The following is a 12,901-nucleotide window of genomic DNA, read 5'->3' as shown; positions in this document are numbered from 1 at the left end:
TAAAACGTGACAAAAAATATCCCAGCTATTCGTGGCATGAATGACTGCCTTCCTGTTGAAACCGCCATCTGGCAACGAGTTGAATCTACGATCAAGCGTGTGCTGTCGGGCTATGGCTTTAGCGAAATTCGGACGCCGATTGTAGAGCAGACCCCGTTATTCAAGCGGGCAATTGGGGAAGTCACTGATGTTGTCGAAAAAGAGATGTATACCTTTGATGATCGCAATGGTGAAAGTTTGACCCTGCGCCCGGAAAATACCGCGGGATGTGTCCGTGCCGGTATTCAGCATGGTTTGCTGTACAATCAGGAACAGCGCTTATGGTATATCGGGCCGATGTTCCGTTATGAGCGCCCACAAAAAGGCCGCTACCGTCAATTTCATCAGTTAGGGGCGGAAGTGTTTGGTCTGCAAGGGCCGGATATTGATGCTGAACTCATTTTAATGACAGCACGTTGGTGGCGTGAACTCGGCATTGCTGATCACGTAACACTTGAATTGAACTCCATTGGTTCACTAGAAGCCCGTGCCAATTACCGAGAAGCACTGGTGGCGTTCCTTGAACAACACCAAGATAAGTTGGACGAGGATTGCCTGCGTCGCATGTATACCAACCCGCTGCGGGTATTGGACTCTAAAAACCCGGACATTCAGCAACTCCTGAATGATGCCCCGGCGTTGTTTGATTATCTTGATGCTGAATCAAAAGCACACTTTGATGGGCTGTGTCAGATACTGGATAGCGCGGGTATCAAATACCGCATCAACCAACGTCTGGTTCGTGGTCTTGATTACTACAACCGTACTGTTTTTGAATGGGTAACATCGGCATTGGGTGCGCAGGGAACCATCTGTGCCGGTGGGCGTTATGATGGCTTGGTTGAACAATTGGGCGGTAAGGCAACACCGGCCGTGGGTTTTGCGATGGGCATGGAACGCATGGTCCTGTTAGTGCAGGAAGTCAATCCTGATTTTGTTGCTGATCTGACCGTTGCTGATGTTTATCTCTCTTCCTTTGGTGAAGGCAGCCAGCAAGCTGCATTGATATTGGCAGAAAAAATCCGTGATCAACTGCCTGAATTGCGTCTGATGACCAACCATGGCGGCGGTAACTTTAAGAAACAGTTGACGCGCGCGGATAAACACGGTGCCAAGGTGGCCTTGATCCTTGGGGAAGATGAAATTCAGGCCGGCAATATTACAGTGAAAGATTTACGAAACGGTGAACAAGAAACATTGCCACAACAAACAGTTGCAGCGCGTTTGAGCGAACTGTTAGGTTAAGGAGAGAGACTCTAGTGCAAGTCTATACCACTGAAAACGAACAAATTGACGCGATAAAGCGTTTTTTCTCTACCAACGGGAAATACCTTGCCGTTGGTCTAGTGCTCGGCATTGGTGCTTTGATTGGTTGGCGTTATTGGCAGACTCATCAGACAAACCAATTACATGATACGGCGGCAACATTTGAAGAGTTGAACAAATCATTGGCGCCGGGGTCGAAAGAAGGTGTTGCTGCGGTAGAAAAATTCGCGAATGAAACGAATAATGTCTACGGCGTCATGGCTGATCTGGAACTGGCAAAGCAGGCGGTTGCCCAAAATGATCTGGCTCAGGCAGAGAAAAATTTGCTGGCGGCATCCGGTAAAGCCAAAGATGAGAACATGCAGGCTCTCTCCAACCTTCGTCTGGCTCGCGTTCAATTAGCAGAAGATAAAATAGAGGCTGCATTGAAAACGCTGGCGCTGGTCAAAGGAAAAGGATGGCAGGTTATGGTTGAAGATATCCGTGGGGATATTCTGGCTAAAAAAGGGGATATCGCGGGTGCACGTGCAGCCTATTCCACAGGGCTTGGGCTTGATGGCCCGCAGGTAATGAAAAATTTCATGAAAATTAAACTTAATAATTTATCCAACTAAGGGAGCCAACTTCATAATGCAACTGCGAAAAACACTCTTGGTTGGGCTGGTTGCTTCTGTTCTGCTGGCGGGTTGTTCAAGTGAACAGGATACGGTAACAATGTCACCGTTACCGAAGGTTGAAAATCAATTCAAACCGCATATTGTTTGGGATAAATCTGTTGGGAATGGTACTGGGCAATATTACTCCCATTTATCACCGACTTGGCAAGGTTCAACAGTTTATGTTGCTGACCGTCAGGGTGTGATTAAAGCATTTGATATCGACAGCGGCAAAGAGGTATGGTCAACGGATCTGTCAGAAAAAGCCGGTTTGCTGTCATCCCGCTTGCCAGCACTGCTTTCTGGTGGTTTGACGGTATCTGGTGAGCGCCTGTATGTCGGAACAGAAAAAGCAAAAGTTATCGCACTGGATACAGCGAACGGTAAAGTTGCATGGGAAGCAACCGTTGCTGGCGAAGCATTGTCCCGCCCGGTAGTGAGTGATGGTCTTGTCTTGATCCACACGGGCAATGGGATGTTGCAGGCATTAAACGAAACTGATGGTAGTGTGGCCTGGTCGATTAACATGGATACACCGGCTTTATCTGTTCGTGGTGAATCCGCGCCTACCGTGGCCTATGGTGCCGCCATTGTCGGTGGTGATAATGGTCGAATCAGTGCTGTTCTGCTGTCACAGGGGCAACTGATTTGGCAGCAGCGTATTTCGCAGGTAACCGGTTCTACCGAAATAGATCGCCTGAATGATATCGATATGACACCGGTCGTTTCTGACAATGTTATTTACGCTATTGCCTATAACGGTAATTTAGTGGCAATGGATATGCGTTCAGGCCAGATCATCTGGAAACGTGATCTCGGGTCGGTGAATGATATGGTGGTCACTGACAGCAATATTTTCATTGTTGATCAAGATGACCATATTTTATCCCTGCGCAAGAGTGATGGTGTGACATTATGGTCGCAAAATAATCTCTCACACCGTAACCTGACCGCCCCGGAAATGTATAATGGTTATCTGGTTGTTGGTGATGCTGAAGGTTACCTGCATTGGTTGAATATGGCTGATGGCAAATTTGTGGCACAGCATAAGGTTGATGGTTCCGGCCTGCTGAGTCGTCCGGTTGTTGCCAGCGATAAATTGATGGTACAAGCGAAAGACGGGACCGTTTACCTGTATACTCGCTAATACCAGAACGTGTTTTAACGTTGTATGTAATCACACACATGTCATAACACAAAATTATACGGCTCCTGGAGTAACAGGGGCCGTTTCGTCTTTTTAGTATCAAATTTAGTTATGAGGCATCAAACAAATGATACCTGTCGTTGCGCTGGTTGGGCGCCCCAATGTTGGAAAATCCACCTTATTTAACCGATTAACCCGAACCAGAGATGCACTGGTAGCGGATTTCCCTGGCTTAACCCGTGATCGTAAGTATGGACGGGCAGAGGTTGAAGGGCAGGAATTCATCATCATTGATACGGGAGGTATCGATGGTACGGAAGAGGGCGTAGAAACGCATATGGCTACGCAATCTCTTATGGCCATAGAAGAGGCTGATATTGTCCTATTTATGGTTGACGCCAGATCGGGGCTGATGCCTGCTGACCATGCGATTGCCAAGCACCTGCGTAGCCGTGAAAAAGCCACTTTTTTGGTGGCAAATAAAACCGATGGTATTGATATTGATACTTCGGTAGCTGAATTTTATTCACTGGGCCTGGGGGATATTTATTCCATCGCTGCTTCTCACGGTCGTGGTGTGACACAACTGATTGAACGTGTGTTGTTGCCGTTTTCTGATAAAGAAGAAACGGAAGAAGTCGAATTAACCGAAGAAGAGGCTAACGCGGCTTATTGGGCAGAAATGGAACAGGCCGAATTGGAAGCGGCTGAACAAGAAGAGGAGGAGGAAGCATTTGATCCTACCACCTTGCCTCTGAAACTTGCGATTGTTGGCCGCCCTAATGTGGGTAAGTCCACATTAACCAACCGCATTCTGGGTGAAGAGCGTGTTGTCGTTTATGATATGCCGGGCACAACCCGCGACAGCATCTATATTCCCATGGAGCGTGATGGCCGCGAATATATTTTGATTGATACCGCGGGTGTTCGTAAGCGTGGTAAAGTCACTGAAACTGTTGAAAAATTCTCCGTGATTAAAACGCTTCAGGCGATTGAAGATGCCAATGTTGTATTGTTGGTAGTGGATGCCCGTGAAGGCATTTCTGATCAAGATCTCTCTCTGCTTGGCTTTATTCTTAACAGTGGTCGTTCTCTGGTTATCGCCGTCAATAAATGGGATGGAATGAGTCAGGAAGATAAAGATCACGTCAAAGATATGCTTGATCTGCGTTTGGGTTTTGTTGATTTTGCCCGTGTTCATTTTATTTCTGCGCTACATGGTAGTGGTGTCGGCAATTTATTTGAGTCGATTCTGGAAGCCTATGAAAGTGCAACCCGTCGCGTCAGCACTTCCTTATTGACCCGTATCATGAACATGGCAGAAGATGATCATCAGCCACCGATGATCCGGGGTCGCAGGGTGAAAATGAAATATGCCCATGCGGGTGGCCATAACCCACCTATCGTAGTTATCCACGGTAATCAGGTGACAGACTTACCGGATTCCTATAAGCGTTATTTGATGAATTATTTCCGTCGTTCTTTGAAGGTGATGGGTACACCTATCCGCATCCAATTTAAAGAAGGAACGAACCCTTATGCAGGTAAGAAAAATACATTAACCGCCACTCAGCTCCGTAAACGTAAGCGTTTAATGGAACATATGAAAAAGCGTTAATTTTTTTAAAGAATGCGGATGTAAATAAAGGGCTTTTTAGCCCTTTATTATTTTAAATAATGGTTTAGTGATTTCTTAGTTGTTTCTATTTATACAGAGTAATTTAACCAGCCTGAACCATAATAAATAGAAATAATTTCGCAAATTTTTTGATCCCAGCAATAACTTTATTATCAATGTCGTAATTGTATGCTTGATTTTATAATTCAGATGCTTTTCTTGTTGATTATATTAAAAAATAGGTAAACCAGCGAGTAGTGTGATGCCTGATTAAGTTTTTTAGCACCGATTACTCCTTTCGTTTTCTTGATATTGTTTTTTTAAATCACCTTTCTTAAAACCATTTTTCTTAAAACAGGTTTTCCTAAAGTAAGGATTACTTAAAATAAGGTTTCCCTAGAACAGGGTTTATTTAAAAGAAAGTTTCCAAAAAAATTATTTTCCAGATAAAGGATAGCTACCTTCCGGCGTAGAAAGTTTTTTATTTTTATATAATAAAGGGTCGTCTTCAGAACTTAAGGAATTTTCTTTGATTGATTGCTTAATTAATTTATTTACATGATCTAATGTGTTTAAAACATACTCTTTATCATGTTCATCACAGGTTTCTGCAATATACTCCAATAAATAGGGGGGGATGATATTTTTTTTTCTTACTTTATGGTTATTCATGGTAACGCCCTGTATTGTCTGCTGCCGTGTTGGTGTATATTTGGTCTACTGCAAATAGTAGCTAAACTAACCCTATTAGTCACTACTAAAAATGTAAATTTTTTATGGTATACCCGATAAACTTGAAGTTGCCGCTTGTAAGATAACAGCAGCTTATTATCTCCCAGCGGCGGGGGGGAGATAATAAATTCATCTTGAAATACGTCGAGTATAAGTAGGCTGGAGTAAAATGATTAATTTGATGAAATCGAAGGTAGGGAAAAATAATTAAGACCGTCCCTGGTCTTTAATGATGAGATAGCTATGACTGCTGTCAAAGCAGAGTTCCGACTTGTTTCCATGAATGGGTCACAATTTCTGAAATTTTCTTACCAAATAATATGTTAGCATTGTCAACGGTGAGTTGTGCAAAATCATTAAAACTGGCTTTATGGGATAACCGCTTATCCAATAATGTGTTGTACCAAATTTTTCCGGCTTGATCCCATGAATATCCACCTAATTCTATTGCCAATAAATAGAATGCTTTATTGGGAATACCAGAATATGTATGGACACCGCCGTTATCATCTCTGACGGATAAATCTTGATATTGATCCATATGACCGACTTGATTATCTTTTGGGTTTGCCGTTCCGGGGTTTTTGAATGAGCGTAAGGCAATATTAGGAACATTATCTGGATTCAATGCCGGGCCAAATAGCCCTTGGCCTATCAACCAATCAGATTCGCTGGACTTTTGGTTATTCGCGTATTGCTTCACCATTATGCCGAATACATCTGAGATAGATTCGTTTAATGCCCCTGATTGGTAGGCATAATCAAGGTTTGCTTCACTTTCAGTCACTCCATGAGTGAGTTCATGCGCAGTTATATCAATGCAGGATGTGAAACGATTAAAATAAGGGGCATAGCCATCACCGAAAATCATTTGATTGTTATCCCAAAATGCATTCATATAATTTTTTTGATAATGCACAGTAGCAACTAATTTAAGACCTTGGTTATCAATCGAATGACGGCCAAAAATATTTTTGTAAAATTCATATGTCTTACCAAGATAATTATAGGCTTCAGTGGCTGCGATATCATCGATCACAGTGATACCTTCCCTTAAAATTAATTTTTTTCCTGGATATTGGTCATGATATTCAGCATTATAAATCGTCCGATTTAATTTATTATCAGAACCAGGCTGATACCGATGAATTGAAATCCCCATTTCAGCAGGGCTATTCATTAGATTGTAAACATGATCTAATGTTTTTAATATGTAAGCTTTATCGGTTTGGCCACAAATTTTAATAACATATTCTAATAAAGAGGGTGGAATAATACCGGATTTGTTTAATTTATCTTTATGGTTTTGCATAATAATACCCCACTTTTTAAGTGCTATGCATATTTTTATTTCTAGGATCCTTAATTAATTATTAGTCTAAATAGTAGTATTTTCTACTCATGGAAGGTGTTTTTGTTGCACTCTGATATATTAACTTATAAATATAATAAAGGGCTATCATTAACCCATTATTATTTATTTAAGGATTATCTGAATGTTACTCTTCAAATGTGAATTGATATTTTATTAATATTAATCCAATTATTTTCCAGGAAGTAGAACACCAACGTCTTTCCAACCGTGACTAACAATGTCTGACGTTTGCTTGTTGAATAACTTCTCAGCATTATCAATCGTCAGTTTGGCGAAATCCTCAAAATCGGCATCTGAAGACAGACGTTTATCCAGCAATGTTTCATACCAGATTTTTCCGGCTTTTTCCCAGGCATAGCCTCCCAACGCCATTGCCACTAAATAAAATGCTCTGTTAGGAATACCTGAGTATATATGAACGCCTCCATTATCAACGAAGAAGGGAAGATCTTCATATTGATCCATATGACCGATTTGTTTATCTCCGGAAAATGCTTTCCCGGGGTTAATAAAGGAACGTAGAGCAATCTCAGGTTTATTCTCTGGATTAAATTTTGGTCCTAGTAAACCTTGGCCTAATAACCAATTGGATTCATCGACTTTTTGGTCATTAACATACTGTTTTACCATAATGCCAAATACATCTGAGATGGATTCATTAAGTGCACCAGATTGGTAGATATAATCCAGCCCTGCTTCGCTTTCGATAACACCATGGGTCAACTCATGAGCGATAATATCAACGGCAGAGGTGAAGCGATTGAAATATTTTCCATCACCATCACCAAATACCATTTGTTTTCTGGTCCAGAAGGCATTCAGATAATTTTCGCCATAATGTACTGTCGCAACTAATTTTATTCCTTTATTATCAAGGGAATTACGGCCGAATACTTTTTTATAGAATTCATGAGTCTTACCAATATACTCATAAGCCTCATTAACAGAACTATCTGAACTCTCAGGCATACCTTCACTGCGAGATAATTCTTCCCCAGGGAAATTATCTTTATTTTTGGCATCATAGATAGTGCGATGCAGTTTATCATTCTCCTTTGTTGTTATTTCCTGTTGAAAAGTCATTTCTTCAGCAGGCGCATTCATCAATTGATAAACATGACCTAATGTCTTTAAGACATATTGGTTAGTGTAGGTATCACAATCATCAGAGATATGCTCCAGAACAAATGGAGGAATTAAGCTGTATATGTTGGTTTGATTATTGTTCATAATAATACCCTGTATTGTTGTTAGATGTTGTATTCGTTTTTTGGGCCCGGATTGAATACTAGCTGTAATTAATAGACGAGTCATTAGTGTAAGTATTGACTTTTTATGGCAGGGTATTGCTAATGAAAAATAATAAATATTTTTATCAGTATTATGATAGATAACATTTAAAAATGGCCGTTCACTTCCTTACTCCTCGCAGTGCGAGGAGTAAGGAATGCTCATACCCAATCTTTTTTTATCAGAAATGAAGTATATAATTTGGATTCAGGAGAATCAGCTTCTGGAGAATAGCCATATTCCCAACGTACCAATGGAGGCATGGACATTAATATTGATTCAGTTCTTCCACCGCTTTGCAGGCCGAAGAGCGTTCCCCTGTCCCAAACAAGATTGAATTCAACATAGCGGCTTCGGCGATATAATTGGAACTGTCTTTCACGATCGCCCCAAGCGATATCTTTTCTTCGCTCGACAATAGGTAAATAGGCCGATAAAAATCCATTTCCGACCGCTTGTGTAAAAGTCAAGCAGGTAGCAAAATCAAGGCTATTTAAGTCGTCATAAAATAAACCACCAATACCGCGCGGTTCATTCCGGTGTTTAATAAAAAAGTAATCATCACACCATTTTTTATATTTGGGATAAATATCATCACCAAATGGCTGACATAAATTTTTGGCAACAGTATGCCAATGAATCGCATCTTCTTCGAAACCATAATAAGGCGTGAGATCAAAACCCCCGCCAAACCACCAGACAGGAGGCTCGCCCTCTTTTTCAGCAATAAAGAAACGCACATTGGCATGGCTGGTTGGAACATAGGGATTCAGTGGATGAATGACCAGAGAAACCCCCATGGCCTGATAACTGCGACCCACTAATTCTGGACGATGAGCCGTGGCTGACGCTGGCATTGAAGTCCCGGCGATATGTGAGAAGTTTACGCCGGCTTGCTCAAAAACCTTGCCTCCGGTCAACACACGGCTGCGCCCGCCGCCACCTTCTTCTCGTTGCCAGGCGTCCTCCATGAAGGTTGATTGACCATCAAGTTGTTCCAGTTGCTTGCAGAGGTGATCCTGTAGTGAGAGGAAAAAGTTTTTAACTTGATATATATTAGGTATATTCATAATTAAAGTATAACCATTTGATATTATTTAAATAACTCTTATTTATAGCGAGATTGAATTTTGTTTGTTTATACATTGAACGCTGAACAAACCTATAAACAAAACATAAGATAAGAACAATGTGGAAGAAAAGAAAGAAGTAAGAGTGAATTTGTGATCAACAAAACGAGATCAGTACGTTGAGCGTTCCGACCTTACGAGAAAGGTTGTGACGAATTTCGTCGGGAGTTTTATTGAATGATTATGGTGACGGCTAACCCATTGTGTCACCTCATCAAAGCCAATAACACAGCGAGTAATTAGACGAGGTGACTATTTCACTGATGTTTTCCGGTATTAGAATAATTATTTTGCTGATTTATCTCGAACTTTGCGTTCAATAAGATTACCGTTCATATCAAAATAACGGCTGTAATACTAGGTTTTACTCAGGTTATTGCAGGGCCGATAGCCGTTTTTTCATCCGTGTTTGCAAACTCGGTTAAAGCGTCTGTTTCAATTCACTTAATTCAATTAATGGATAGCAAAAGCTTTTTTCATATCATAATCAACCTCATCTGTCAGAATACGCCAGATAATTCGGGTCAGCTTGTTAGCTAAAGCAACGATGACTTTCATGGGGCCACATCGGGTAATCCGTGTTCTTAGCCACTCGCCTAAAGGATCATCCCGTTTTTGCACGCCCGAACTGTGTTGCCGGGGAACCAAACCACACCAGGCTGATAACTGCCGGCCATGAGTAAATTGGGATGCGTTGACGTCACTCACGAAAGCCGCCGCAATCAGGGGACCAACACCGGGAATAGTCAGCAAGTGCCCATACCCTGCTTGCTGACGGGAAAGTGCCGTAATTTCGTTATCCATTTCATGAATGCTGACGTTCAAATTCTGCAGATCTTCCCACAGCGTATGCAATAAACGACGCAGCACACAAGACGGAGCATTATCACCTTCTTTCAGAATATCAGGGAGGTGCTGTTGGAGTTTCTGAATTCCCACAGGCACAATTATTCCCTGCTCAGCGAGAAAGGCCCTGATTTGATTAGCAAGAGCAGTACGCTGTTCCACCATGAGCTGACGGGCACGGCGCAGTGCTTTGATATCTTGCTGTTCTACGGTTTTGATGGGAACAAAATGGAGACCGGGCCGGCAGGCCGTTTCACAGATAGCCAACGCATCATTGGCATCGTTTTTTTGATGATGGCTGAAAGCTTTTACATGCTGGGTGGGAACAATTCGGACATGATAGCCCATAGACTGCAACGTCCGTCCCCAATAATGAGAAGTGGCATAGGCTTCCATAGCGATGAGGGTTTCAGGTGGAAAAGCCCGTATGGTATCAAGAAATTTCTGTCGTGAAATTTTTCGGTTCGAAGCAACAGAACCGTCTTCCATCCAGACACAAACTTGAAAGACATTTTTAGCGAGGTCAATACCCACCACTTTGATCGTATTCATGAGATGTTCTCCCGAAATTCAGTGCATCGGATAAAAGATGGATAAAAGATGGCACTATTTTCCATTGAAAAAGGGGGCGTCCATCACATCATCCCATGCTGGTTTTCCCTCGTTTTGCTATCCCTTCAAACACTTTATGACGGGGGAATACGGATGTTGTGACACACTCGTAAGTACGTGGAATCAATACGAGGATTTTCTTTTTAATTTAGTCAGATAACTGCACAATGGAACCCAAACGGAAGGGCCGATACGGATAAAACTCAGCAAGGTGGGAAACGCGTTATGATGATATTTCCACATATTTTCCAGATAAAAATTTTTAAAATCATGGTAATGCGACATGTGAAAGAGGATCAAAATGGTCATGATCTCACTGGGATACATGTGGCCTTGTCTGCGGTGCAGACGATACCCCTTGTCGAGACAAAATTGCGTCCATTGAGGAATAAAGAAATGGCAAAAGTCATCGACATCGCAGAAAATTTCAACTAAGTTGTTCATGGCCTGTTCCTCCCCTGAGCTGTTTCGGCGTGCACCAAAACATTGCTCCTGAAACAGGCTTCCCGTCAATTTCTTATCCAGAATTCGGATTAATCAGTATATTTGGCTCTATCTCGAATCTCTTTGATGCTCATACCAAACACATCACGATGATTCGCGCACATCCAGCAAGAACATAAGCAAGGTGTCCGATAACATATACCTATTGATGTTTTATTGGGCTGACCACCTGCATTATGATACTTGCTGCGTTTTGCCTTTAAGCGTTGCATATGATGCCGCCTAACCGCGAGGTTTCTCTCTTTCATCAATGAACTCATCTAATTGTTGCGCGACTGCACAGATGCACAGCCGCTTAATCGTGAGTTCGGAATAGGTTACTTTTCTCATAATAAATATTAAGTAGTAGTGATTCATGGTTATGAACCATCGTTAGTGATCGTACCTTCCAACAAGTCATTCCGGTAATTAGATAAAACCTTTAGTGCAAAGGCTGTGTTGTCGCCATCAGCTTCTCCGATAGTTGCCAATATTGTTAGTTTCACTAACTCAAATGACGCGTTGAGTTCAAAGCCATTAAGTATCAGGAATATACCGGTTGCCTGAAAAGCCGTTTGCTTATTTGCATCATTAAAAGTATATGCTTTAGCTATTGCTATCAAATACATAGCTGTAAATTTGAAAACATCTTCACTTCCTTCGTGATCTTTCAATGTCTGGACACGAAATAAAGCCCCTTCAAGCTTATTGATATCAGGTTTACCGCTATTGGGGAGAGTTGACTTCTGTATATCAATAACTTTTTCCGTTGAAAGAGATTGAATATCCATTACTTATCTTCCGTCGCTTTAATAATATCGGCATATTTAGTCTGTGTATGCAGCAAGGCTTTTCTAAATGCCTCAGAACGAGCTTCAGTAGAGCCAGTCAATATTATAGTAGATTGACGTTTTGAATTATAAAACTGTTTCGTTACTTTTTGGGTATCGTCAACTTTTTCCATATACAGCCCATCCTGATGTTAATGCCATTTGCCCCAACATCAGCACTGATTGATTATAAAACAGACGAAATTAACGCCATCCGTGGCTTGGGATTAGGCACTGAATCTATAGTCTTCCAATGCTTTCATCACATAGGCTTCATAGCGTCTTTACTTATCAACATAAATCCAGCTCGTTGAGTTATTTCCATGAAATTATTTATGATTGCTACGTGGTAAGTTGAAAAAAATCGTCCACAGATATTTTCTATTCGGAAGAAGATGACATAGTGGCGGCTTAAACAAAACTCAGGTTAAATTAACAAATGGCAATAAGATTAAATAACTATTTTTTAATGATTTTATAGACATACAATCCAATAAATTTTATAAAAACAAAGTATTATACCAATAAACACAGGATGAATCATATTTTTGAATTAAAATCATTGAAATTGATTTTTTTTGATCAACCCTATTTTATCTAAAACATTTCGAAACCGTAAAGAGTTGAGATAATGTGTTTAAATAACAATGAAAATCAAATAATTAAAGTAGCCTAATACCTTAGGATGTCTACTGAACATCAGCAATACTCATTGCACAATCAAGCTACGTTTATCAAAAGCTATGCTGATAAGCATAATATGATGATAACCCACACCTACGATGATGCAGGAAAAAGTGGCGTGACTATCTCAGGGCGTCATGCTCTTCAACAGCTTTTAAATGATGTCATTTATCACAACATAGAGATTCAAGCT

Annotated in this window: 12 protein-coding genes and 1 pseudogene; 5 read left to right on the top strand and 8 right to left on the bottom strand. The window is 41.2% G+C overall.

Features of this window, described 5'->3' with window-relative positions; translation table 11 throughout:
- Positions 1 to 6: 6 nt before the first annotated feature.
- The 4 genes from hisS (at position 7) to der (ending at position 4,726) form a co-directional block, all read left to right on the top strand.
- A complete protein-coding gene (gene hisS / locus PSI17_RS03650) occupies positions 7 to 1,284 on the top strand; it encodes a histidine--tRNA ligase (RefSeq protein WP_273550663.1) in 1,278 nt (425 codons plus the stop codon).
- A 14-nt stretch (positions 1,285 to 1,298) separates the two neighbouring features.
- Entirely contained in the window at positions 1,299 to 1,919 is a 621-nt protein-coding gene (locus PSI17_RS03645) for a YfgM family protein (protein WP_273550662.1), read from the top strand.
- 16 nt (positions 1,920 to 1,935) lie between these two features.
- Complete coding sequence (gene bamB / locus PSI17_RS03640; RefSeq protein WP_273550661.1) at positions 1,936 to 3,108, top strand: outer membrane protein assembly factor BamB; 1,173 nt, start codon at positions 1,936 to 1,938, stop codon at positions 3,106 to 3,108.
- Between the two features lie 127 nt (positions 3,109 to 3,235).
- Positions 3,236 to 4,726 (top strand): ribosome biogenesis GTPase Der, encoded by a 1,491-nt coding sequence (gene der / locus PSI17_RS03635; RefSeq protein ID WP_273550660.1) that lies wholly within the window; start codon positions 3,236 to 3,238, stop codon positions 4,724 to 4,726.
- A 435-nt stretch (positions 4,727 to 5,161) separates the two neighbouring features.
- Here der and PSI17_RS03630 read toward each other — a convergent pair whose 3' ends face one another.
- The 8 genes and pseudogenes from PSI17_RS03630 to PSI17_RS03595 form a co-directional block, all read right to left on the bottom strand.
- Positions 5,162 to 5,398 carry a protealysin propeptide domain-containing protein gene (locus PSI17_RS03630; RefSeq protein WP_273550659.1) on the bottom strand — a complete coding sequence of 79 codons (237 nt, stop codon included), beginning with the start codon at positions 5,396 to 5,398 and terminating at the stop codon, positions 5,162 to 5,164.
- Between the two features lie 313 nt (positions 5,399 to 5,711).
- Positions 5,712 to 6,770, bottom strand: coding sequence for a M4 family metallopeptidase (locus tag PSI17_RS03625; protein WP_273550658.1), 1,059 nt, complete (start codon positions 6,768 to 6,770; stop codon positions 5,712 to 5,714).
- A gap of 231 nt (positions 6,771 to 7,001) precedes the next feature.
- The gene (locus PSI17_RS03620; protein WP_273550657.1) at positions 7,002 to 8,063 is read right to left on the bottom strand and encodes a M4 family metallopeptidase; all 1,062 of its coding nucleotides are present in this window, start codon (positions 8,061 to 8,063) and stop codon (positions 7,002 to 7,004) included.
- Between the two features lie 221 nt (positions 8,064 to 8,284).
- Complete coding sequence (gene hemF, locus PSI17_RS03615) at positions 8,285 to 9,193, bottom strand: oxygen-dependent coproporphyrinogen oxidase (RefSeq protein WP_273550656.1); 909 nt, start codon at positions 9,191 to 9,193, stop codon at positions 8,285 to 8,287.
- A gap of 513 nt (positions 9,194 to 9,706) precedes the next feature.
- The gene (locus tag PSI17_RS03610) at positions 9,707 to 10,651 is read right to left on the bottom strand and encodes an IS110 family transposase (protein ID WP_273550655.1); all 945 of its coding nucleotides are present in this window, start codon (positions 10,649 to 10,651) and stop codon (positions 9,707 to 9,709) included.
- A gap of 91 nt (positions 10,652 to 10,742) precedes the next feature.
- Positions 10,743 to 11,155, bottom strand: a pseudogene (locus tag PSI17_RS03605) (transposase); the annotation flags it as partial.
- Between the two features lie 419 nt (positions 11,156 to 11,574).
- Positions 11,575 to 11,985: a type II toxin-antitoxin system death-on-curing family toxin gene (locus PSI17_RS03600; protein WP_273550654.1), complete on the bottom strand. Its 411-nt coding sequence runs from the start codon at positions 11,983 to 11,985 to the stop codon at positions 11,575 to 11,577.
- Positions 11,985 to 12,158: a hypothetical protein gene (locus PSI17_RS03595; RefSeq protein ID WP_273550653.1), complete on the bottom strand. Its 174-nt coding sequence runs from the start codon at positions 12,156 to 12,158 to the stop codon at positions 11,985 to 11,987. Before PSI17_RS03595 ends, PSI17_RS03600 begins: the two co-directional genes overlap by 1 nt.
- Positions 12,159 to 12,709: 551 nt before the next feature.
- Here PSI17_RS03595 and PSI17_RS03590 point away from each other — a divergent pair.
- Positions 12,710 to 12,901, top strand: a 192-nt coding sequence (locus PSI17_RS03590) for a recombinase family protein (RefSeq protein ID WP_273550652.1), incomplete at its 3' end; no start/stop codon positions are given.

It is taken from the genome of Xenorhabdus sp. IM139775 (assembly GCF_028598745.1).
In the GTDB taxonomy this organism is placed as follows: Bacteria; Pseudomonadota; Gammaproteobacteria; order Enterobacterales; family Enterobacteriaceae; genus Xenorhabdus.
Note: the sequence above shows the minus strand (reverse complement) of the source record. Positions and strands in the feature narration are given on the sequence as shown.

Excerpts from the sequence above, each read along its gene's own strand:
- PSI17_RS03625 (WP_273550658.1), bottom strand. The coding sequence starts at position 6,770 with ATGCAAAACCATAAAGATAAATTAAACAAATCCGGTATTATTCCACCC.
- PSI17_RS03620 (WP_273550657.1), bottom strand. The coding sequence starts at position 8,063 with ATGAACAATAATCAAACCAACATATACAGCTTAATTCCTCCATTTGTT.
- bamB (WP_273550661.1), top strand. The coding sequence starts at position 1,936 with ATGCAACTGCGAAAAACACTCTTGGTTGGGCTGGTTGCTTCTGTTCTG.
- PSI17_RS03600 (WP_273550654.1), bottom strand. The coding sequence starts at position 11,985 with ATGGATATTCAATCTCTTTCAACGGAAAAAGTTATTGATATACAGAAG.
- hemF (WP_273550656.1), bottom strand. The coding sequence starts at position 9,193 with ATGAATATACCTAATATATATCAAGTTAAAAACTTTTTCCTCTCACTA.
- PSI17_RS03630 (WP_273550659.1), bottom strand. The coding sequence starts at position 5,398 with ATGAATAACCATAAAGTAAGAAAAAAAAATATCATCCCCCCCTATTTA.
- der (WP_273550660.1), top strand. The coding sequence starts at position 3,236 with ATGATACCTGTCGTTGCGCTGGTTGGGCGCCCCAATGTTGGAAAATCC.
- PSI17_RS03595 (WP_273550653.1), bottom strand. The coding sequence starts at position 12,158 with ATGGAAAAAGTTGACGATACCCAAAAAGTAACGAAACAGTTTTATAAT.
- PSI17_RS03610 (WP_273550655.1), bottom strand. The coding sequence starts at position 10,651 with ATGAATACGATCAAAGTGGTGGGTATTGACCTCGCTAAAAATGTCTTT.